The sequence below is a fragment of the Janthinobacterium sp. UMAB-60 genome (assembly GCF_900095235.1).
Lineage (GTDB): Bacteria > Pseudomonadota > Gammaproteobacteria > Burkholderiales > Burkholderiaceae_D > Janthinobacterium.
On the sequence record NZ_LT607489.1, the window covers coordinates 234,603 to 255,872 of the forward strand.

At 62.4% G+C, this 21,270-nt stretch carries 21 protein-coding genes; 12 read left to right on the forward strand and 9 right to left on the reverse strand.

Going from position 1 to position 21,270, the window contains the following annotated elements:
- The first annotated feature begins 83 nt into the window (after nt 1–83).
- A complete protein-coding gene (gene ftsZ / locus K0F86_RS15000; RefSeq protein WP_219135103.1) occupies nt 84–1,292 on the forward strand; it encodes a cell division protein FtsZ in 1,209 nt (402 codons plus the stop codon).
- A 182-nt stretch (nt 1,293–1,474) separates the two neighbouring features.
- Nucleotides 1,475–1,981 carry a peroxiredoxin gene (locus K0F86_RS15005; RefSeq protein WP_058050716.1) on the forward strand — a complete coding sequence of 169 codons (507 nt, stop codon included), beginning with the start codon at nt 1,475–1,477 and terminating at the stop codon, nt 1,979–1,981.
- A 110-nt stretch (nt 1,982–2,091) separates the two neighbouring features.
- Here K0F86_RS15005 and K0F86_RS15010 read toward each other — a convergent pair whose 3' ends face one another.
- Nucleotides 2,092–2,859, reverse strand: coding sequence for a class I SAM-dependent methyltransferase (locus tag K0F86_RS15010; RefSeq protein ID WP_219135104.1), 768 nt, complete (start codon nt 2,857–2,859; stop codon nt 2,092–2,094).
- A 104-nt stretch (nt 2,860–2,963) separates the two neighbouring features.
- On the opposite strand from K0F86_RS15010, the gene K0F86_RS15015 reads away from it, so the two are divergent.
- From K0F86_RS15015 to lpxC, 3 genes are all read left to right on the forward strand, one after another.
- The gene (locus K0F86_RS15015; RefSeq protein ID WP_219135105.1) at nt 2,964–3,737 is read left to right on the forward strand and encodes a helix-turn-helix transcriptional regulator; all 774 of its coding nucleotides are present in this window, start codon (nt 2,964–2,966) and stop codon (nt 3,735–3,737) included.
- Between the two features lie 149 nt (nt 3,738–3,886).
- Nucleotides 3,887–4,729: a DMT family transporter gene (locus tag K0F86_RS15020; protein ID WP_219135158.1), complete on the forward strand. Its 843-nt coding sequence runs from the start codon at nt 3,887–3,889 to the stop codon at nt 4,727–4,729.
- Nucleotides 4,730–4,804: 75 nt separating this feature from the next.
- Nucleotides 4,805–5,740 carry a UDP-3-O-acyl-N-acetylglucosamine deacetylase gene (gene lpxC, locus K0F86_RS15025; protein ID WP_219135107.1) on the forward strand — a complete coding sequence of 312 codons (936 nt, stop codon included), beginning with the start codon at nt 4,805–4,807 and terminating at the stop codon, nt 5,738–5,740.
- Nucleotides 5,741–5,849: 109 nt separating this feature from the next.
- Here the strand turns inward: lpxC and K0F86_RS15030 are convergent, their stop codons facing one another.
- On the reverse strand, nt 5,850–6,359 hold the full coding sequence (locus K0F86_RS15030; RefSeq protein WP_219135108.1) for a DciA family protein: 510 nt from the start codon (nt 6,357–6,359) through the stop codon (nt 5,850–5,852).
- 279 nt (nt 6,360–6,638) lie between these two features.
- Here K0F86_RS15030 and secA point away from each other — a divergent pair, with 279 nt between their 5' ends.
- A complete protein-coding gene (secA, locus tag K0F86_RS15035) occupies nt 6,639–9,407 on the forward strand; it encodes a preprotein translocase subunit SecA (protein WP_219135109.1) in 2,769 nt (922 codons plus the stop codon).
- A gap of 86 nt (nt 9,408–9,493) precedes the next feature.
- On the opposite strand, the gene K0F86_RS15040 is transcribed toward secA, so the two are convergent.
- Entirely contained in the window at nt 9,494–10,561 is a 1,068-nt protein-coding gene (locus K0F86_RS15040) for an alpha/beta hydrolase (RefSeq protein ID WP_219135111.1), read from the reverse strand.
- 483 nt (nt 10,562–11,044) lie between these two features.
- Between K0F86_RS15040 and argJ the strand changes: the two genes are divergently transcribed.
- From argJ to K0F86_RS15065, 5 genes are all read left to right on the forward strand, one after another.
- A complete protein-coding gene (gene argJ / locus K0F86_RS15045) occupies nt 11,045–12,283 on the forward strand; it encodes a bifunctional glutamate N-acetyltransferase/amino-acid acetyltransferase ArgJ (RefSeq protein WP_099389994.1) in 1,239 nt (412 codons plus the stop codon).
- The gene (locus K0F86_RS15050; protein ID WP_219135112.1) at nt 12,280–13,161 is read left to right on the forward strand and encodes an ATP-binding protein; all 882 of its coding nucleotides are present in this window, start codon (nt 12,280–12,282) and stop codon (nt 13,159–13,161) included. Before argJ ends, K0F86_RS15050 begins: the two co-directional genes overlap by 4 nt.
- Nucleotides 13,158–13,580 carry an NUDIX domain-containing protein gene (locus K0F86_RS15055; RefSeq protein ID WP_219135113.1) on the forward strand — a complete coding sequence of 141 codons (423 nt, stop codon included), beginning with the start codon at nt 13,158–13,160 and terminating at the stop codon, nt 13,578–13,580. The genes K0F86_RS15050 and K0F86_RS15055 overlap by 4 nt, the downstream gene beginning before the upstream one ends.
- A 115-nt stretch (nt 13,581–13,695) precedes the next feature.
- Nucleotides 13,696–13,905, forward strand: coding sequence for a DNA-binding protein (locus tag K0F86_RS15060; RefSeq protein WP_219135114.1), 210 nt, complete (start codon nt 13,696–13,698; stop codon nt 13,903–13,905).
- Nucleotides 13,906–13,911: 6 nt separating this feature from the next.
- Nucleotides 13,912–14,334, forward strand: a complete 423-nt coding sequence (locus tag K0F86_RS15065; protein ID WP_219135115.1) for a PIN domain-containing protein — start codon at nt 13,912–13,914, stop codon at nt 14,332–14,334.
- 13 nt (nt 14,335–14,347) lie between these two features.
- Here K0F86_RS15065 and yacG read toward each other — a convergent pair whose 3' ends face one another.
- The 6 genes from yacG to K0F86_RS15095 all read right to left on the reverse strand — a co-directional run bounded on the left by yacG (nt 14,348) and on the right by K0F86_RS15095 (nt 19,752).
- Complete coding sequence (gene yacG, locus K0F86_RS15070) at nt 14,348–14,536, reverse strand: DNA gyrase inhibitor YacG (protein ID WP_101483945.1); 189 nt, start codon at nt 14,534–14,536, stop codon at nt 14,348–14,350.
- Between the two features lie 11 nt (nt 14,537–14,547).
- Nucleotides 14,548–15,303 (reverse strand): cell division protein ZapD, encoded by a 756-nt coding sequence (zapD, locus tag K0F86_RS15075; RefSeq protein ID WP_219135117.1) that lies wholly within the window; start codon nt 15,301–15,303, stop codon nt 14,548–14,550.
- A gap of 62 nt (nt 15,304–15,365) precedes the next feature.
- Nucleotides 15,366–16,013 carry a dephospho-CoA kinase gene (gene coaE / locus K0F86_RS15080; RefSeq protein ID WP_219135118.1) on the reverse strand — a complete coding sequence of 216 codons (648 nt, stop codon included), beginning with the start codon at nt 16,011–16,013 and terminating at the stop codon, nt 15,366–15,368.
- A 22-nt stretch (nt 16,014–16,035) separates the two neighbouring features.
- Complete coding sequence (locus tag K0F86_RS15085; protein WP_219135119.1) at nt 16,036–16,905, reverse strand: A24 family peptidase; 870 nt, start codon at nt 16,903–16,905, stop codon at nt 16,036–16,038.
- 104 nt (nt 16,906–17,009) lie between these two features.
- On the reverse strand, nt 17,010–18,206 hold the full coding sequence (locus K0F86_RS15090; protein WP_219135120.1) for a type II secretion system F family protein: 1,197 nt from the start codon (nt 18,204–18,206) through the stop codon (nt 17,010–17,012).
- Nucleotides 18,207–18,279: 73 nt separating this feature from the next.
- The gene (locus tag K0F86_RS15095) at nt 18,280–19,752 is read right to left on the reverse strand and encodes a DHA2 family efflux MFS transporter permease subunit (protein ID WP_257572164.1); all 1,473 of its coding nucleotides are present in this window, start codon (nt 19,750–19,752) and stop codon (nt 18,280–18,282) included.
- 207 nt (nt 19,753–19,959) lie between these two features.
- On the opposite strand from K0F86_RS15095, the gene K0F86_RS15100 reads away from it, so the two are divergent.
- Complete coding sequence (locus tag K0F86_RS15100) at nt 19,960–21,132, forward strand: hypothetical protein (RefSeq protein WP_219135122.1); 1,173 nt, start codon at nt 19,960–19,962, stop codon at nt 21,130–21,132.
- The last annotated feature ends 138 nt before the right edge of the window (nt 21,133–21,270 follow it).

Below are 21,270 nucleotides of genomic sequence, written 5' to 3' on the forward strand. Positions count from 1 at the left end.
TATTTAACCGCAGTTTTCAATCTCCAGTTCTCCTACCAATATGAGGCCTGGCGCTTGGAAACCGCATCTGATAGGAGCACATCATGGAGTTCGATATGGTCGATAACACAGCTATAGGTACCGTCATCAAGGTCGTCGGCGTCGGCGGTGCGGGTGGCAATGCAGTCCAACACATGATCAACAAAGGCATGTCGGGTGTGGAGTTCATTGCCGCCAACACCGACGCACAGGCCCTGTCGACATCGAAGGCGCACAACATCATCCAGATCGGCGATACCGGCCTGGGCGCCGGCATGAAGCCTGCCGTCGGCCGCCAGCTGGCAGAGGAATCGCGCGCGCGCATCGCCGACGCGCTGCGCGGCGCGCACATGGTCTTCATCGCTGCCGGCATGGGCGGCGGCACGGGCACGGGCGCGGCGCCTATCGTGGCCGAAGTGGCCAAGGAACTGGGCGCGCTGACGGTCGCCGTGGTATCGAAGCCCTTCTCGTACGAAGGCCAGAAGTGCATGGACATCGCCGACGAAGGCCTGGAGCAGCTGTCGCTGCACGTCGATTCGCTGATCATCATCCTCAACGAAAAACTGGAAGAGATCTACGAAGACGAAAGCATGCTGGAATGGATGCAGCACGCCGATGATGTGCTCAACAACGCGGTGGCCGGCATTGCCGAGATCATCAACGTGCCGGGCCACATCAACGTCGACTTCAATGACGTGAAAACCATCATGGGCGAGCAGGGCAAGGCCATGATGGGTACGGCGACCGCTTCCGGGGTCGACCGCGCGCGCATCGCCGCCGAACAGGCTGTCGCTTCGCCGCTGCTGGACGGCATTGATCTCTCTGGCGCGCGCGGCGTGCTGGTCAACGTCACGGCCAGCCGTGGCTTGAAAGGTAAAGAGATCAAGGAAGTCATGGCTGCCGTGCGCGCGTTTGCCGCGCCGGACGCGTCGATCGCGCAAGGTATCGCCTACGACGACGCCATGGGCGACGACATCCGCGTCACCGTGGTGGCCACGGGCCTGGGCCGTGCCAAGAAAAACATCCAGCTGGTACCGCAGCAAGTGCTGCGCACCGGCACCCACAACAGCCCGCTGACCCCGTCGGCTGCCATGGGTAGCGCGCAAGCGGCGACGACGACGGTTGGCGTGGCCACGCCGGCAGCCGGTTTCGACGGCATGAAGGCGCCGGCGGTATGGCGCCGCGAATCGGCTTCCGAGCAGGTGCGCGCGATGGAAAAGAATGGCATGGAAACGTATGACATTCCTGCCTTCCTGCGTAAACAGGCTGATTAAGGTGGTTTGATGCAAGCAACGATAACGGCGGCCTGAGGGTCGCCGTTTTTTTGCCGTTTTTTGACTTTTGCCTTTGCCTTTCCGGCCACTTTCTGCACAAATACGGCAAGTCAGGCATACTATCGCGCAGTGTCGGCATCATGCCGGCAGCATCCTCAACCGACAGTACACAAGGAGTCAACATGACCATCAAGATCGGCGACACCCTGCCAGAAGGCACCCTGGCCGAATTCATCGAAAGCGAAACCGAAGGTTGCGCACTGGGCCCGAACACGTTCAACGTGCAAGACCTGGTCAAGGGCAAGAAGATCGCCATCTTCGGCCTGCCAGGCGCGTACACTCCGACCTGCTCCGCACAGCACGTGCCAGGCTATGTGCAGCACGCTGCCGACCTGAAAGCCAAAGGCGTCGATGAAATCTGGTGCATCTCCGTCAACGACGCGTTCGTGATGGGCGCCTGGGGCCGCGACCAGAAAGCCACGGGCGTGGTACGTATGATGGCTGACGGCAATGCCGCCTACAGCAAGGCCCTGGGCCTGGACGCCGACTTTTCCAAGCACGGCATGGGCACGCGCTCGCAGCGCTACTCGATGCTGGTCGACAATGGCGTCGTGACGCAATTGAACGTCGAGCAGGGCGGCAAGTTTGAAGTGTCGAATGCCGAGACCTTGCTGGGCCAGCTGGCGTAAGCCGACGTGCGGAATTGGCATCACGTTTGCTCTGGCATTGTTGGATTACGCGCTGCGCGCTAATCCAACCTACGCAATAAAAAACGGCGCCATCGGCGCCGTTTTCACATTTACTGTACCTGCGGCTTGGTCGCCTCGAACATGGCCGCATCGATGCTGAACGAATAATCGTCCTGCAGCGCAAAATATCTGCGTGCTTCTTCGGGTGCGCCATCGAACAGGTTGCGGATGGCCGCTACGCGTTCGGCGGGCGTGCGCATGCGCGCCACCCACTCGTCGAACTGCATCGTCAGCTTCCACACGCTGCGCAAACTGTGCGTAAAGCCCGCGTTATTGAATTTGGCGCCCCACTCGCAGCTGCGGTAATCGCGCACGTGCGACGCGTCGCGCAGCATTTCCACCGCCTGCAGGGTGCTGTCGTACAGGGCCGTCTTGGGCGCGACGATATCGACCACTAATAACGTGCCGTTCGGGCGCAGCACGCGCCAGGCTTCCGCCAAGGCGGCGGCCACGTCGTTCCAGTGGTGCGCGGAAAAGCGCGTGACGACCATGTCGAAGCTGGCGTCGGAAAACGGTAACCGGGCCACATCGCCCTGTTGCGTGCGGATGTTGTGCAAGCCGCGCTGCACCCTGGCGCAGTCGACCACGTCGAGCATCGGCTGCGCCAGGTCGTAGGCGACGACGGATGCGGCCACGGGAGCGACGGCGAAGCTGGCGTGGCCGGCGCCGCAGCCCAGGTCGAGTACCACCGGCTTGCTGTGGCGGCGCGCGCACTCCTGCATCAGCACCAGGTCGGCCCCTTGCGCGTGGATCGCGCTGCTCAGGTAGGCATTCGCCGTCTTGCCAAACTGTTCGGTAACGACATCGTGCTGTTGCATGGTTTTCTCCTGTTGATGGGTGAGTTCCTGCAGAATAGGGATAAAATTATCCTGTAACAAGACCATAACTTATACTGGTATATTTACTACCATGCATCCCTGTCATGTCGAGCAAACTCGCTGAATTCATTCGCGCCCGGCGCGAAGACGTCACTCCCGCCATGGCCGGCTTGCCTGGAGGTGGGCGCCGCCGCACGCCGGGCTTGCGGCGCGAAGAGCTGGCGCAGCTGTGCGATGTCAGCCCCACCTGGCTGACGTGGCTGGAGCAGGGGCGGCCCGTGTCGGCGTCGGCCAAGATGCTTTCTCGCCTGGCGCAGGTGCTGCGGCTGAGCGCGGCCGAGCGCGCCTATCTGTTCGAGGTGGCCGACAAGCATGACCCCAGCCACGGCACAGGCGAGGGCGATGGGCCCGCTAGCGCCGAGTTGATGGCCATCGTCGCCGCCATCGACGCGCCCGCGTACATCCTCGACCGCGAATGGAATGCCGTGGCGTGGAACGGAGCCGCGTCCAGCTTGTTCACGGGCTGGCTGCATGGCAACGGGGACGCGCCGAACCAGCTGCGCTTCATGTTCCTGGACGCAGGAGCGCGCGAGCTGGTCGTCGGCTGGCCCGAACGGGCGCAGCGGCTGGTGGCGGAATTCCGCGCCGATATCGGCCGCCAGGCGGACCAGGCGCCGCTGGCCGGCCTGATCGCGGAACTGGCCGGTGCCAGCCTTGAATTTCGCCAGTGGTGGGGCGCGCAGCAGGTGCAGGGCCGCGATGGGGGCTTGCGCCGCTTCCAGCATGCGCAGCAGGGGCTGCTGGAGTTCAATCAGGTGACCTTGCACCTTGCACGCCAGCACGACTTGAAACTGGTGATGCTGTTGCCGGTGTCATAAGGTAAACGGTCGCGCTTGCTATAATCGGGCTGACGGTGTGGCCTTGCCAACCGGTCCTGGCTCCGGCCGTCGCCATGATGACGGTCCCGTTCTTTTGCCCGGAGTCTGTCCTGTTACCCCGCAACCAAAACCTGCGCAGCATCTATGTGATGCTGATCGCCGTCGCCATGTTTTCCCTGATGGACACAGCCATGAAGCTGTTGTCCGCCCATTATCCGCCCATGCAGGTGACGGCCTTGCGCGCCCTGTCGTCCTTGCCGCTCGTGTGCCTGTACCTGCTGTATCGCGGCGCTTTCAAGAACGTGCTGAAGGTGCGCTGGCCGCTGCACTTGCTGCGCGGCGCGCTGGGCGTGCTGATGATCACCTTGTTCGCCTACGGCTTGAAGCGCATGTCGCTGGCCGAGACGTATGCGCTGTTCTTCGTCGCGCCCTTGCTGATCACGGTCCTGTCGGTTTTTATTCTGAAGGAAAAAGTCGATGTCGCGCGCTGGTGCGCCATCGCCGTGGGGCTGCTGGGGGTGCTGGTGGCGCTGCGTCCGGACGGCTCGGGATTCTTTTCGCTGGCCGGCCTGGCCGTGCTGGGTTCGGCCGCCTGCTACGCCATTTCGGCCGTCACGGGACGCATCCTGAGCCGCACGGACGCCAGCGAAAGCATGGTCTTCTGGCTGATGGTGATGATGGCCATCGGCGGCGTGGCCCTGTCGGCGCATGAGTGGGTGAGCATCCGCCGCGAAGACTGGTGGCTGCTGGCGGGCTTGTCCGTCAGCGGCTTCCTGGGCCAGCTGGCCATCACGGAGGCATTTCGCTTTGGCAAGGCGTCCAGCGTGGCGCCGTTCGAATACTCGGCCCTGGCCTGGGGCATGGCCCTGGACTGGCTGCTGTGGCGCGCCTTGCCCGACGAATACACCCTGATCGGCGCGGCCATCATTATCGGCAGCGGCATTTACCTGGTGCGGCGCGAAGCCGTGCACGCCGAGAGCGAACATCCATGACGGCCGGATGTGGTTTTTCTGGCGTGGCTCATGCCGCGCCGCAACGAACATTGAGCAAATAGATATAATCGACAGATGTTAAAACAACGCACTATCAAACAACAGGTCCGCACCATCGGTGTCGGTTTGCACTCTGGCACCAAGGTCGAGCTGACCTTGCGTCCCGCCGCGATCGACACGGGCATCGTGTTTCGCCGCATCGACCTCGATCCCATCGTAGAATTTCCCGCCAGCGCCATGGCCGTGGGCGATACGCGCATGGCTTCCGTGCTGATCAAGGATGGCGCCAGGGTGTCTACCGTGGAACATCTGATGTCGGCCGCGGCCGGCCTGGGCGTGGACAATATGGTTATCGACGTGAATGCGGAAGAAATTCCCATCATGGATGGTTCCGCCTCGTCCTTTGTCTATCTGCTGCAGCAGGCTGGCGTGGAAGAGCAGCAGGCGCCGAAGAAATTCATCAAGGTCATCAAGCCTGTGGAAGTGCGTCACGGCAAGGGTGACGCGGAGAAATGGGCGCGCCTGTCGCCGTACGACGGCTTCAAGCTCGATTTCTTCATCGAATTCAACCATCCTGCCGTCGACGGCACGATGCAGCGCGCCTCCGTCGACTTCGGCGACGTGTCGTATGTGCACGACGTGGCGCGCGCGCGCACCTTTGGTTTCATGCAGGACGTGGAAAGCTTGCGCGGCATGGGCCTGGCGCGTGGCGGTTCGCTGGAAAACGCCATCGTCATGGATGAATACCGCATCTTGAATGCCGATGGCCTGCGCTATGAAGACGAGTTCGTGCGCCACAAGATCCTCGACGCCATCGGCGACCTGTACCTGGTGGGCCACCCCTTGCTCGCGTATTACACGGCGCACAAGTCGGGCCACGCACTGAACAACCAACTGCTGCTGGCGCTGCTGGATCAGCCGGATGCGTATGAAATCGTCTCGTTCGATACCAACGAGGCGGCGCCGCAGTCGTATCTTCGTCAAATGGAGCGCGAGTGGTCGTTGACGTAGGTCGGATTAGGCCGCAGGCCGTAATCCGGCAACCCCGCAGGCGCCAACAATGTTGTCGGATTACGGCCCGAAGGGCCTAATCCGACCTACGTGCTGCCGCCTGGCGTTGCTAATCTTTAGGTTCGCGGTGGTGGCGGACCATATTGCGCAGCGCCGCGATCAATTGCTCGTTTTGCTTCGACGCGGGCAGGGCCGTGCTCAGCTCTTCCAGGGCCGACATGGCTTTTTCCGGCAAGACCAGCGCCCGTGTATGCACGATAGGCGCGATGCTCTTGATGACCTGCACTTTCAGCTTGATGCCTGAAATTTGCCAGCCCTTTCTTTCCAGTTCCCCTTGCAGTTTCGGCAATTGCTGCTTGAGCTTGGCCGCCAGCGCCGCGTTCGGCGTGGCCAGCACCAGCTGGCCGCCCTCGAATTGCAGGATGTCGCAATGCTCGAACATCGCCGGCAAGGCCTTGGCGCAATCTTTTTGCAGGGCGGCCAGGCGCGTGACGGTGGGCATCAGGGATGCCATCGTCGCATTGCCGCGCAGAAAATCGGTCGCGCCCGTCGCGGCCGGGCCTGAGCGGGCAAAGCCGTAGCCGCGGCGCGGTGCCGGAGAATAAGTGGGAGTTCGCATGGCCGAAACATAGCACACTCGCCCGCGCATGACGAGTGCGGCGGCGGGTGCGGCGCAGGCGGGCAGGCCGTATTGCCTTACAGTATGGGAAATGTCCGCACTTTCTGCCATTTGTTTGTCATTAAGCTATTGTTATATGGTGCATTAGCCCAACCTTGGCGGGAACGCATGATAAAATCATCGTCTTTTGCCATAGTCGAACTCCGTGCGGTCACGCGATTGTTACCTCGTTGTCACCTACCGAGCTTTTTTTAACGGCGTTTTTTCAAGAATTCAAGCATGTCATTACTGACCCAGATTTTCGGTAGCCGCAACCAGCGGCTGCTCAAGCAATACCAAAAAACGGTACGCGAGATCAATGCGCTCGAGCCGGCCATCGAAAAGCTGTCGGATGCCGAGCTGCAAGCGAAGACGCCTGCCTTCAAGGAACGCATCGCCGCTGGCGAAGCGCTCGATGCCTTGTTGCCGGAAGCATTTGCCGTCTGCCGCGAGGCCAGCAAGCGCGTCCTGCGCATGCGCCATTTCGATGTGCAGATGATCGGCGGCATGGTCTTGCATTTCGGTAAGATCGCGGAGATGGGCACGGGCGAGGGCAAGACCCTGATGGCCACCCTGCCAGCCTATCTGAATGCCTTGTCGGGCAAGGGCGTGCATATCGTCACCGTCAATGATTACCTGGCGCAGCGCGATGCCGAGACCATGGGCCGCCTGTATGCATGGCTGGGCCTGTCGACTGGCGTGAACATGTCGCAGATGGAGCACAGCGCCAAGCAGCAGGCGTACAACTCCGACATCACGTATGGCACGAATAACGAATTCGGTTTCGACTTCTTGCGCGACAACATGGTCTACGAAGCGCGCGAGCGCGTGCAGCGCAGCCTGAACTTCGGCATCGTCGATGAAGTCGATTCGATCCTGATCGATGAAGCGCGTACGCCGTTGATCATTTCGGGCCAGGCCGAGAACCACACGGACCTGTATTACAAGATCAATGAAGTGCCTGCACTGTTGACTTTGCAGATCGGCGAAGAAACGCCGGACGGCAAGGGCAAGGTTGACGTGCCGGGCGACTACACCAAGGATGAAAAGGCGCACCAGGTGCTGCTGACGGAAGCGGGCCACGAAAAGGCCGAGCGCATCCTGATGGAAATGGGCCTGCTGCCGGAAGGCGCTTCGCTGTACGATTCGGCCAACATCAGCCTCGTGCATCACCTGTATGCGGCCCTGCGCGCGCATGCGCTGTACTTCAAGGATCAGCACTACGTGGTGCAGAACAGTGAAGTCGTCATCGTCGATGAATTCACGGGCCGTCTGATGACGGGCCGCCGCTGGTCCGATGGCTTGCACCAGGCCGTCGAAGCGAAGGAAGGCGTCAAAATCCAGAACGAGAACCAGACCTTGGCCTCGATCACCTTCCAGAACTACTTCCGCATGTACGCCAAGCTGGCCGGCATGACCGGTACGGCCGATACCGAAGCATACGAGTTCCAGGAAATCTACGGCCTGGAAACGGTCGTGATCCCGCAAAACCGTCCGTTGCAGCGCAAGGATCGCCAGGATCAGGTCTACAAATCGTCGGCGGAAAAATACAACGCGATGTTGAACGACATCCGCGACTGCTACGAGCGCGGCCAGCCCGTGCTGGTCGGTACGACCTCAATCGAGAACTCGGAACTGCTGTCGGGCATCCTGACCAAGGCCGGTTTGCCGCACAACGTGCTGAACGCGAAGCAGCATGCGCGCGAAGCGGAAATCATCGCCCAGGCAGGCCGTCCGAAAGCTATCACCATCGCCACCAACATGGCCGGTCGCGGTACGGACATCGTCTTGGGCGGTAACGTCGAAAACCAGATCAAGTTCATCGAAGCCAATCCTGAACTGAGCGACGCCGAGAAGGCCGCCCAGTCGCAGACCTTGCGCGATGAATGGCAATCCTTGCATGACCACGTGGTCAATGCGGGCGGTTTGCACATCATCGGCACCGAACGCCACGAATCGCGCCGCGTCGACAATCAGCTGCGTGGCCGTGCCGGTCGCCAGGGCGATCCGGGTTCGTCGCGCTTCTACCTGTCGCTCGACGATGCGCTGCTGCGCATCTTCGCCGGCGACCGCGTGCGCGCCGTGATGGACCGTCTGAAAATGCCGGAAGGCGAACCGATCGAGGCAGGCATCGTCTCGCGTTCGATCGAGTCGGCCCAGCGCAAGGTCGAAGCGCGCAACTTCGACATCCGCAAGCAATTGCTGGAATACGATGACGTCGCCAACGACCAGCGTAAAGTCATCTACCAGCAGCGTAACGAGTTGCTGGAAACGACAGACATTTCGGACATGATCGGCTCGCTGCGCCATGGCGTGTTCACCGACCTGGTGCACGAGTACGTGCCGCACGAATCGGTCGAAGAGCAGTGGGATATCAAGGGCCTGGAAAATACCCTGTCCAGCGAATGGCAGCTCGACTTGCCGCTGCAGCAAATGCTGGAAGCCGATTCGACCCTGACGGACGAAGAGATCCTGGAAAAAGTGCTGCTCGCGGCCGATGCCGTGTACCAGTCGAAGATCGATATCGTCGGCAAGGAATCGTTTAATGGCTTCGAGCGCAACGTCATGCTGCAAAGCGTGGACAGCCACTGGCGCGAACACCTGGCGGCGCTCGATCACCTGCGCCAGGGTATTCACCTGCGCGGTTATGCGCAGAAGAACCCGAAACAGGAATACAAGCGCGAAGCGTTTGAACTGTTTGGCCAGATGCTCGACATGATCAAGAACGACGTCACGAAGCACGTGATGACGGTGCGCATCCAGTCGCGCGAAGAAGTCGATGCGGCCGAACAGGCGATGCAGCAGTCGCACGTGGAAAACGTGCACTACCAGCACGCCGAATTCGACCCGAACGCGGCGCCGGAAGAACTGCTGGCGCCTGTCGCCGGCGGCAACACGGACAACGTCGACGACATGAGCGTGAGCATGGGTGTCAAAGTGGGCCGCAACGACCCATGCCCTTGCGGCAGCGGCAAGAAGTACAAGGCTTGCCACGGCAAGCTGGCCTAAAGCCTGCTTGACTGCCTGAACAAGAACGGAGACCGCGGTCTCCGTTTTTTTATGTCCGCGATGGCATGAGTTGCGTGTTCATGTGTTCAGGGAAATGCCCAGTATTGCGGCGCCTGCGAGGGAATGCCTTTCAATCCGCCGCGGTTCCTTGCCCGTTGCCCCGTCTTGATCATGGTGGCGATATCGGTCAGCAGGACGCGGTTGCTGGCGAAGTAATCGTGTCCCATGAAGTTCATGATGACGGCCGAGGCATCGACGAGTTCCATGCCGGGGATGCCGACGACGGGGCCGCGGATGTCGCCTATCCTGTCCCAGTCGGAAAAACTGTAGGAAGCGCGGATGGCCTTGTCGTTCGCGGACGCATACAGGGTGGCGGGAAGCTTGAGGCTGGCAAAACGGGGAGCGATCTGCTCGCGGAAGATATCGGCATTGATGTCCGGCGCCGCCAGCACCACCTGCTTGAACAGGGGCCGCAGCTCGGGGCGCTTTTCCAGCAGGTTGGCCAGGGCCACGGTCATCGGGCGGTTGCCCATGCTGTGGGCGATGATGTAGATATCGGTGGCGGAAGAATGGTCCGCGAAGTCGGCCAGGAAGGCCTGCAGGTGCGCCTGCGTCCATTCGGCGGAATTTTCATCGAACTCATAGCCGGCCAAGGTGCCTTTCGACGGCCAGCTGTAGAACACGGGCAGGGCGCCGATATCGAGGTCGACCGCCATCTGCGCCGTGCGCCGGGCGGCGTCGTCAAACGAGTTGCTGTAGCCATGGATGTAGATGAAGGCGGCGTGCCGTTCCGGGGCGGCCTGTATCCTGGCCTTGACGGTGGCGAGAAAATCCGCGCGCGACAGGCGCGTGGTTTCCTTGATCAGCACATATTTTTGCGCATTGTCGCCGGACAGAATGGCGTACCAGGGTGGCAACGGCAGCTCGCCCGGCGCTCTTTTTTCAGGGATGCTGACCACGACGCTGCCATAGCTGAGGTAGGGCGCCGCACGGTTGGGCTGCCAGCCATAATTGTGGCTGCTGGCCTGGTATTGCCTGTCGGTGGCGTAATACACGGTGACGTGCGTGGCGCCGGCTGGCGCGATCTCGTTGCCGGACGCCAGCGTGCCGCCGCTGCCGGTGCTGCCGACCAGATTGCCGAGGCTGCCCGCCAAGCCGCCCGTGCCCGACCATGCGCTGCTCCACGGACTGGGCAGTGATGGCCGCGGTGCCGCGGCAGGTGGTGGAACTTCAGCCGCGGGCGGCGCTGCGGATGCTTGTTCAGTGACGTGGGTGCTGGCGCCATCTGCCGGGCCGCGCGGCACCGTACAGGCTGTCAACCAGCCCAGCAGGCAAAACAGGCATAGCCGATGCAACAGGCACGACAGGCCTGAAGCGCTGCGCCGCATCCTGTTTGACTGACCCTGCGCCATGACATCCTTCCCTGGACGGTGCGATTGCATGACTCACCATCGTCCATTCCCATACCTTAGCGCCGCCAGGTGGCATGGTTCTGATAAATCGCAAGCCTGGCGGCGCTGCCTGCCTGCCCGCTGCGGCGCAGCCGGGGCCAGCGCGACTATTCACTTGCCGCATGTTCACCCGCGCCGCGAAGGCGCTACAATAGCGCTTCCATTTTCCCTCGCAGAAGAACTCCTATGGCCGTCAATTCTCCCAAGCCCGTCGCCGCCGACTTGAAAGCCGTCGCCGGCATTGAAATCGGTGTTGCCGAAGCCGGCATCAAGAAACCCAACCGCAAGGATTTGCTGGTATTGAAACTGGCGCCGACGGCCACCGTGGCCGGCGTGTTCACCTTGAACCGCTTCTGCGCCGCGCCCGTGCAAATTTCGAAAGCCAACCTGGCCGCCGTGACGGCCGGTGCCGCGCCGATCCGCGCGCTGCTGGTCAATACGGGCAACGCGAATGCGGGCACGGGCGAATCGGGCCTGGCCGACGCGCAGGCCAGCTGCGCCGCGCTGGCCGAACTGCTGGGCTGCACGCCGCAGCAAATCCTGCCGTTTTCCACCGGCGTGATCCTCGAACCGCTGCCCGTGCAGCGCCTGGTGGCCGGCTTGCCGCAAGCCGTGGCCGCGCTCACGTCGGACAACTGGTTCTCGGCCGCCGAAGCCATCATGACCACCGACACGCAGCCGAAAGCCGGTTCGCGCACGGTCACCATCGGTGGCCACGCGGTGACCCTGACGGGCATCAGCAAGGGCGCCGGCATGATCAAGCCGAACATGGCCACCATGCTGGGTTTCCTCGCGTTTGACGCCACCGTGGCGCAACCGGTGCTGGACCAGCTGGTGAAGCAGGCGGCCGACAAATCGTTCAACTGCATCACCATCGACGGCGACACGTCCACCAATGACTCGTTCATGCTGGTGGCGACGGGCGCCGGCAGCCTGGTCATCGATTCCATCGATTCGCCGCACTATGCGCAACTGGCGGCCGCCGTCACCGAATTGTCGACGTTCCTGGCGCAAGCCATCGTGCGCGACGGCGAAGGCGCCACCAAGTTCATGACCGTGACCGTGGAAGATGGCCGCAACGTGGAAGAGTGCCGCAAGATCGCCTATTCCATCGCCCATTCGCCGCTGGTGAAAACGGCCTTCTTCGCGTCCGATCCGAACCTGGGCCGCATCCTGGCCGCCATCGGCTACGCGGGCGTGGATGATCTGGACGTGGGTCAATTGAATTTGTACCTGGACGACGTGTGGGTGGCCAAGAATGGCGGCCGCAACCCCGACTACCAGGAACAGGATGGCCAGCGCGTGATGCAGCAAAGCGAAATCACCATCCGTGTAAAACTGGCGCGCGGCGATGCCACGGCGACCCTGTGGACGTGCGACCTGTCGCATGACTACGTGTCGATCAACGCCGACTACCGCTCATGACCGGTCTCGATCAATTCCTGCTGCGCGCGGAAAGCTTGCTGGCGCGCGTGGAAGCGATCCTGCCGCAAGCGACGCCCGCGCCGGACTGGACCAGCTTTGCCTTCCGCTGGCGCCGGCGCCAGGGCGCAGCAGCTTATTTGCAGGCCGTGGCCCACGTGTCGAACATCGCGCTGGATGACTTGCACAATATCGGCACGCAAAAAGCGCAAATTGAACAGAACACGCGTCAGTTCGTCAGTGGCCGTCCGGCCAACAACGTGCTGCTGACGGGTGCGCGCGGCACGGGCAAGTCGTCGTTGATCAAGGCGTGCCTGAACCAGTTTGCCGGCCAGGGCCTGCGTCTGATCGAAGTGGATAAAGCGGACCTGGCCGACCTGCCCGACATCGTCGACCTGGTGGCGGCGCGTTCCGAGCGCTTCATCATCTTTTGCGACGACCTGTCGTTCGAAGAGGGCGAGAGCGGCTACAAGGCGCTGAAAGTGGCGCTCGACGGCAGCATTGCCGCGCAATCGGACAATGTGCTGATCTATGCCACCTCGAACCGCCGTCACCTGATGCCGGAACGGATGTCGGACAACACCAGCTACAAGACGGACGACGACGGCGATCTGCATCCGGGCGAGACGGTGGAAGAGAAAATTTCGCTGTCCGAGCGCTTCGGCCTGTGGCTGTCGTTTTACCCGTTCAAGCAGGATGATTACCTCGATATCGCGGCCCACTGGCTCGCTTCGTTCGGCTGCACGCCGGAGCAGATCGCGGCAGCGCGCGGCGACGCCCTGCGCTGGGCCTTGCAGCGCGGTTCCCGTTCGGGCCGTGTCGCCTGGCAATTCGCGCGCGATTATGCTGGGAAACTACCTGCGGGAAAGTTGCCGCAATGAGCGATGTGAAAGTGACACCGGTGGACGTCGCCGTCGGCATCCTGATGAAACCGAATGGCGACGTGCTGCTGGGCCAGCGCCCGGCCGGCAAGCCGTATGACGGTTATTGGGAATTCCCGGGCGGCAAGGTCGAGCCGGGCGAAGCCATTTTTGATGCCTTGAAACGCGAGTTCGTCGAGGAGTTGGGGCTGTATATCGACAGCGCTGAAGCCTGGTGCGGCGTCGAATATGTGTATCCGCATGCCCATGTGCGCCTGCATTTCTATATCAGCCGCGAATGGCGGGGCGAGCCGCAAAGCCTGGAAGGGCAGGCGTTCGCCTGGCAGGGTACGGTCGGCGTGGAACCCTTGCTGCCGGCCACCATTCCCCTGCTGGAATGGCTCGATGAGGTACGCCTGGAATCGCTGGCCTCGGCCTGATCTGGTGCCAGCGGGTAGCTTCATGCTGCGCGCTGGCGCAAGCTTTCCTGTGACTTTCCTTGTATCGTGCGCGCTTTGCGCTACAGTGCTTGCATCAAGCACCGGGGAGTCTCGCATGCCGCTGACACTGACCTTTACCGATACCGATGAATTGCTGATCGCCGCGCTGCACAAGCGTGCCCGCGCGCATGGGCGCAGCATCGAAGAGGAGCACCGCGACATCCTGCGCAGCGCCTTGCGACCGCTGCCGAAGCGTCCGCTCGACGATATTTTGCGCAGCATGCCCGACGTGGGGCTGGACGCGGATTTCCAGCGCCGCTCCTGACCCGCCATGCCTATGCCCGCCTACCTGGTCGATACGGATGTGATCGTTTCTGCGCGCAAGGGTAGTGCTGCGCCGGCGGGTGTGGTCGCATTTTTCGAGCGGGTGGCGCCGGAGATGCGTTATGTGCCGGTGCAAGTGATCGCGCAATTGCGTGCGGGTATACAGCGCAGCTGGCGGCGCGAAGCGGCGCTGGAAGCACTGGCGCTGGAAGGCTGGCTGGAAGCCGTGCTGGCAGAGTATGCGCCGCGGCTGCTGGAATTCGACCTCGATTGCGCACTCGTGTGCGCGCGGCTGCATGCTCGCGGCCACGCGCACGGCGTCGATGGACAGATTGCGGCGATGGGCATCGCCTACGGCTTGACGGTGGTCAGCGGTAGGCTCGACAGTTTCGCGGCGCAGGGACTGCGCCTGGAAAATCCGTTTAATTGAGGCTGATTGCGGCTTACTGCGGTTTGTTGTCTTCGTCCGCGAGGGGATCTTCGAACGGATCGGCGGCGGGGATCGTGTATTTCTCTTCGGCCCAGGCACCCAGGTCGATCTGTTTGCAGCGTTCCGAGCAGAAGGGGCGGAATTTGTTGGCTTCAGTCCATTCGACTTTGGCGGCACAGGTAGGGCAGTTAACGACGGTCATGGCAATTACAGTTAAAAATTACAGAGCGTGAGCTCGAACGGAACATCGACTTCCAGCGGCTTGGGTTTCAAGTCGCCACCCTGGGTAGTGAAGCGTACCCACAGCATATATTTGTTGGCGGAAATTTCCGGGATGGCGCCGATGTTTTCATCCAGGCTCAGACGCAGCATCTGGTATACCTTGCCTTGCAGCATTTGCTGGTAGCTGCCGCCATTGGCGATCAGTTTAACGGGTCCGCCGGAATCGCGCAGCAGGCGCAAGACCAGGGCCAGCGCATCGAACAGGGGCGCCAGCGGGGCGAACCAGGCATGGATATCGGTCAGGCGCTGCTCGCAGCTGCGTTTTTGCCAGGCAAAGTACGAGGGCAAGTCGAATTCGCAGGCGCCGCCCGGGATGATGGTGCGGCCGCGGATGCTCATCAGCCATTCATTGTCGCGGATATTCTGCCCCGTCTTGCCTTGCGCCGCCACCAGGGCGCCGCTGACGCTGTCGAGTTCGCCGAGGATGGCGTCCAGGGTTTCCGGCTCCACATTCGGATTGCTGCGGTAACCCAGCAGGCTCTGGCGCTGGCGCTCGAGTTCCTGCAGCAGGTCGGACTTCAGGTCGGCGCGACCGGCCACTTCGAGCATGTCAAAAATGGTTGCCAAGGCAACATGGTGCTGCATTGCGTGCTCTTGCTGGATGAAGAACTTGAATTTGTCGTACAGGTCTTCCAGCCGCAACAAAGTACGTATGCGTTCGTTGAAAGGGTATTCGTAGACAATCAAAATAATTCCCTTAAGTAAGGACCTGCAAACAATCCCGTGATTTTGAACCAAGCGTCGACAAATTACAAACGTTGCGGCCCGATTCCGGCCATTCTTTTTGAAAATGCCAGATATAAATCGTGCAACTGGGCAATCTGCGGCGCCAGGGCGGCCAAATCGCCATTATTGTCGATCACGTCGTCCGCCGCCGCCAGGCGCATGGCGCGCGTGGCTTGCGTGGCCATGATGGCTTTGACTTGTTCTTCCGATAAGCCATTGCGTGCCATCACGCGCGACACTTGCAGGCTTTCCAGGCAATCGATGACCAGTACCCGGTTGACCCGCTCCACCCATCCGCCTGACTCGACGAGCAGGGGCACGGCAAAGATCACATAGCTGCCCGTCGCTTCGGCGGCGGCCGCCAGGGTGGCCTGGCGGATGCGCGGGTGCAGGATGGCTTCCAGCCTGGCCTTGGCGGCGGCGTCGGCAAACACCAGGTTGCGCATTTTTGTACGGTCGAGGGCGCCGCGCGCATCGGCGTAGTCGGGGCCAAATTCCGCCACCAGGGCCGGCATGGCGGCGCCGTTCGGTGCCGTCAGGCTGTGGGCGATCTGGTCGGTATCGACGATGGTGGCGCCGTGCGCGGCGAACAGGTCGGCCACCGTGCTCTTGCCGCAACCGATGCCGCCGGTGAGGCCCACGCTGAAATAGGGGGCGTTTTGTATTTGCATGTGTTGATCCATAAGGGGCAGGTCAGCCGGCCAGGCCCAGCGTCAGCTGCGACAGGGGCGTGCGGTACAAGAGGGCGATCAGGCCCGCCGCCGCCAGGTAGGGGCCGAACGGAATCGGCTTGTCGCGCCCGCGCCTGGCGAAGACGATCAGGCCGATGCCAACCACGGCGCCGACCAGCGACGACAACAATATAATCGTCGGCAACATGGTCCAGCCCAGCCACGCACCGAGCGCCGCCAGCAATTTGAAGTCACCATAGCCCATTCCCTCCTTGCCTGTCGCCAGCTTGAAGGCCCAGTACACGGCCCACAGGGCCAGGTAGCCGGCGGCCGCACCGATGACGGCGTCTTGCAGGGGCACGAAGGTGCCGTTGATATTCACCAGCAAGCCTGCCCACAGCAGCGGGAAGGTCAGGTCGTCGGGCAGCATTTGCGTGTCAGCATCGATGAAGGTCATGGCGATCAGCAGCCAGGCAAACACGAGCGTGGCCAGGCCCGTCCAGCCGCTGCCGAAGTGCCAGATCAGGAGCGCCGACAGCGCGCCCGTCAGCAGTTCCACCAGCGGATAGCGTACGGAGATGGGGGCCTTGCAGGCGCTGCACTTGCCGCGCAGCAGCAGGTAACTGATGACAGGGATGTTCTCCATGGCCGTGATGCGGTGGCCGCAAGCGGTACAGTTCGAGTGCGGCAGCATCAGGTTGTAGCGGTCCGTATGCGGCAAGGGCAGGCCGCTTTCTTCCGCCACATAATTATCGGATTCGCGCTGCATCATTTTCGGCACGCGGTGGATCACCACGTTGAGGAAGCTGCCGACGATCAGGCCGAACAGGGCTGCGACGAGGGCGACGGGCAGGTTGCCGGGGGCGGCGAACAGCAGGGTATCTTGCAGCATGGTGGATTTGTCTGAGGTGATGATGTTGCCGCGCAAACATTGCCTGGCACTGCCGCAGTGTAAAACATCTGCCAGCACATGGGGATGTTTTGCGCAGGGTGCAGTCAAATCACGGCGCCCAGCTTGAAAATCGGCAGATACAAGGCGATCACGAGGGCGCCGACCAGCACGCCCAGCACCACCATCAGCGCCGGTTCCAGCAGCGTGGACAGGGTGGCCACGGTGGCGTCGATGTCGGCCTCGATGATGTCGGCCGCGCGCGACAGCATGGCGTCGAGCGCGCCCGATTCCTCGCCGATCAGGGCCAGTTGCGTCAGCAGCGGGGGAAACATGCCGCTGTGCTCCATGGCCAGGGCCAGGCTGCCGCCGGCGCGGATTTCACGCTCGATGCGCGTCGTCGCTTCCTGGTACTGCGCGTGGCCGGAGGCGGCGCCCACCAGGCCGAGCGAGTCGAGCAGCGGCACGCCGGCGGCAAACATGGCGGCCAGGGTGCGCGTCCAGCGGGCGATCGCCGCCTTGCGCAAGAGGGGGCCGAAGACGGGCAGGCGCAATGCCCGCAGTTGCGTGTTGCGCCGCAAGGCGGGCCAGCGGCGCCAGGCCAGGTGCAGCAGCAGGCAAGCGAGCACGAGCGCCGCCAACAGAGCCAGCCAGTAGCGGACAACAAAAGCGGATAAGTCCATGACGAGCAGGGTGGGCAGCGGCAAAGGTGCGCCGAAGCTGTCGAATACCTGGCGGAAGGCGGGCACGACTACGCTCATGATGATGGCCGTGACAGCGATGGCGACGAGCACGATGACCAGCGGATACATCAGCGCGCCGCGCACTTGCCGCCGCAGGGCGATGGCTTTTTCCTGGTGCGTTGCCAGGCGTGCCAGCAAATCCTGCACGATGCCGGCCTGTTCGCCTGCCGCCAGCAGCTTGCAATACAGCTCGTCGAACAGCAGGGGGAACTGGCGGAATGCCTGCTGCAGGCTGCTGCCCGCTTCGATGGCGTGGCGCAAGTCGCGCATCAATTCGGTGACGGCGGGTTTGGCGTGGCCCTTGCCGGCGATGTCGAAGGCGTGCAGCAGCGGCACGCCGGCCGCCATCATGGTCGACAGCTGGCGCGTGAACAGGGCGATATCCTTGCGCGTGATGGCCTTGCCGGGCGCGGCGCGCACAGCCTGAACCCGGGAGGCCAGGATGCCCTGGCGTCGTAGCGCGAGCGTGGCCGCGCCGGCGTCGGCGGCGCGCACGATGCCATCGACCGCGTGGCCATGACGGTCCGTGCCCTTCCATGCAAAGCGCCGCTCGGCCGCCATGTGCACCTCCTGCCGTCACGGTAGCAGCGTCAGGAAAAAGCACCAGCGGCGCCGGCGGCAAGCTTGAGGTGGCTCAGCCTTTTGTGATTTGTACTTCCGTCTGTACCAGGGCCTGGGCCTTCACGTCGGCCGCCTCTTCCTCGTCGCTGTCCGTGCCCTTGCTGATGCTTTCGCCATCGTCGCGGCGCAGGGTCCAGAAGGTCAGCGAGGACAGTACCGTCAGGGCGGCCAGGGTCAGGAAGGTGTGGTGCAGGGCGGTGCTGAGCATGGCGCGGTCCGACTGCGGCATGTCGCCCAGGTACCAGCCCGTGATCAGCGAACCGAAGGCGAGGCCAAAGCTCATCGACAGTTGCTGCATCGAGCTGGCGATGGTGCTGGCCATGCTGGAGTCGCTCTTGTCGACATCGGCATACGCGATGGTGTTCATGCTGGAAAATTGCAGTGAATTGAAAAAGCCCATGCACAGGCTGATGCCGACGATCACGTACAGGGGCGTGCCCGCGCCCACCTGCGAAAACATGGCGATGGTGATGCCGATCAGCACGGTATTGACGATCAGCACCTGGCGGTAGCCGAAGCGGGCCAGCACGCGCGCGGAAATGAATTTCATGCCCATGGCGGCCGCCGCCGACGGCATCATCAGCAAGCCCGATTGCCAGGCGGGCAAGCCCAGGCCCAGCTGGTACAGCAGCGGCAACAGGAAGGGCAGGCCGCCCACGCCCAGGCGCGTGACGAAGCCGCCCACCACGGAGACGCGGAAGGTGCGGATCTTGAACAGGGTCAGGCGCAGCAGCGGGTGCAGCACTTCGCTCGAATGCCAGGCGTACGCGGCCAGCAGGCTGACGGAAATGAGCAGCAGCACAGCAAACGAGGTGGCATCGATGCGATGTTCTCCGAAAATTTCCAGCAGCCACGACAGCAGCGCGATGCCCGTGCCGAACAGCACCAGGCCGATCAGGTCCAGCGGACGGGGCTTGTCGCCATAGTAATCGGGCATGTAGCGGTGCGCCAGGTACAGCGCCACCAGGCCGACAGGCACGTTGACGAAGAAAATCTCGCGCCACGACAGCCAGTGCACGATCAGCCCGCCCACGGTAGGCCCCAGCAGGGGGCCGATCAGGGCGGGGATGATGACGAAGTTCATGGCCGCCAGCAATTGCGACTTGGGAAAGGTGCGGATGATGGTGAGCCTGCCCACCGGCATCATCATGGCCGCGCCCACCCCTTGCAGCAGGCGCGCGGCCACCAGCATGGGCGCATTCACGGACAGGCCGCACAGGATGGAGGCGAGGGTAAAGATGGCAACGGCGGCGGAAAACACGCGCCGCGTGCCGAAGCGGTCGGCCATCCAGCCGCTGATGGGAATGCACACGGCCAGGCTCAGGATGTAGCTGGTGACGACGGCCTTCAGGCTCAGCGGCGTCACCTGCAGGCTGGCGGCCATGGCGGGGATGGCGGTGTTGACGATGGTGGAGTCGAGTTGCTCCATGAACAGGGCAGTGGCGACCACCCAGGGAAGGTAGCTTTTAATCGGGGAACTGGTCATGGATGTGAGCCTGAGGAGGAAGAACGGAGCCGACAGTACGATGAATTGTCACATAAATGGCGCAGGCGTGCCGCCCGTGCCCGTCATTCTGGCAGCGTGCGGGGGGAGGCGTCCATGGAACATTTGTTCCATGGCAATAGATTGCGGGCAAGGCTAGGATGTGTTTCTGGCAGCTCCGGCCTCCTCTTTTTCCGAAAGTCACACTACATGAAAAATGCACTTACGTTCCTTGTTCTGGGCGCGGCCCTGTCCGCATGCGGTGGCGGCAGCGATGGCGGTACGCCGGAAGCACCGGTCACGCCACCCGTCGTGGTCACACCACCTGTCGTGGTGACGCCTCCCGTCGTCCCCGCCGACAGCGTGACGGTGGCATCGGAAGCCGTGGCGAAAGAGGCTGGCCTGAATGTCATTGCCGGTGCCAGCGCTGACGAAAGCGTGTATGACGTGGCCGCCGATATCGGCGACACCTGGCGCATCACGTTTGACAGCGTCAAGAAAACCTATGCCATCCGTGTCTTGTCGACGCAGTTCGGCTTGAGCGACCGCAGCGGCACGTTCAGCGCTGTCACCACCGGTAATCTGACCACCTACACGGCAACGGATTTCAGCGTTACCGTCGATGCGCGCACGCGTCTGCTGTCGGGCAATATCAAATTGGGTAACATGGTCTCGACCGTCAGCGGCAGCGGCTATGCGGTGGGTGACGTGGCCAAGCTGGCCGGCAACTATATTTTCCTGGGTGCCATGCGCAATGCCTCGAACGGCGCTGACCGCTTCAATCCGAAAGGCAGTCTCAAGATCGCAGCTGACGGAGCGGCCCAACTGTGCAATGGCGGCGTGTTCAACGCGCAAGGCGTGTGCTCCGCGGTATCGCCGCAGCTGGAAGCGGAAAACGCCAGCCTGACCCTGGTCAAGGATGCGAAGACCGGCTTGCTCGTCGCTCGCCAGGGTGGCCAGGACTTCGGCATCGTGCACGTGCATGCGGGGGACCGGGGGCTGGCGCTGTTCATCGACCGCTACAGCCGCAACCAGCAGAACGTGTTGCGCGTGGGCACCATCGTGGCGGCCAAACAGCAAAAGATCGGCACCGAAATCGCCGGCAGTTACGCCTGCGCGGCGTCGGGCATCAGCGCGAACATCGTCGTTGCCGGCAGCACCGCCACCATCACCAACAACACCGCTGGCAAGACGCACGCCGAAACCATCACCATCAACAAGCTGGGCCTGGGCGCGCAAGCCGTCGATTTCGATGGCATCGCCGTGTTCAAGGATCCGGCCGACGTGCCGGCCGATTATTCGATGTTCATGCCCGTGTCGTCGAGCATGGCGGTCGAGTTTTCGACCGACCGTTCGTACATGGGCATGTGCGTAAAAAAATAGCAGCTAAGTAATCCTCAGGAAATTATTGTGAATTTATGACGAACAGAACCGGATGCTATGCAAGGCGCTCGCTGCGACGCAGTGCGAGCACTGCTAGCAGTGAGCAACGCCGCAGAGCGCCGGTTATGGAAGTCAGAA